The organism is Pseudomonas sp. 43(2021) (assembly GCF_017490805.1).
In the GTDB taxonomy this organism is placed as follows: domain Bacteria; phylum Pseudomonadota; class Gammaproteobacteria; order Pseudomonadales; family Pseudomonadaceae; genus Aquipseudomonas.
Genome location: NZ_JAFGYJ010000473.1, coordinates 1 through 458 on the forward strand (window position 1 = coordinate 1; position 458 = coordinate 458).

At 57.9% G+C, this 458-nt stretch carries 1 protein-coding gene and 1 pseudogene; both read right to left on the minus strand.

Annotated elements, in window-relative coordinates; translation table 11 throughout:
• Window positions 1-73 (minus strand): annotated as a pseudogene (locus J5M71_RS28230) (DJ-1 family protein); the annotation flags it as partial.
• Between the two features lie 67 nt (window positions 74-140).
• Window positions 141-458 (minus strand): DUF4879 domain-containing protein (locus tag J5M71_RS28235; RefSeq protein ID WP_207838918.1); only part of this gene is annotated, 318 nt, incomplete at its 5' end.

A 458-nucleotide genomic window follows, 5' to 3' on the forward strand; every position in this document is an offset into this window, starting at 1 on the left:
GCACGTCGATCAGGGTCACGCTTTGCAGATCATCGACGCCCTCGGCGAGGGTAATCAGGGCTCTAAAGGTCATGGGCGCCATCCGCTGGGTGATCTTTCAAGCGTAGTCAGCTTTGCCTCACCCTGTCCGGTGACAGCCGTTACTTGATGTAAAGCTGGGTCGACATCGTGTTGCGTGGCGCGTTGAGCGAGGTGTTGCTGAAGCTGAACGTGCCTTCCTGCTTGCCCGCCAGATCGAAGGTATACAACGATCCGACGGTGTTGCTGCCGGGGTTGTACTCGGTCAGATTACCGTGATCAAAAGCGCACACCGGAGACCGGGGGCCGTTGACTTCAAAACCGACCAGGGTGGCGTGCGGCTGATTCTGGCCATAACCGACTTCCAGCACATACACCTTGATACTCGGGCCACCGTGATTGCACTGGGTTTGCGGCTGGTTGTCGGCAATGTCTACCAG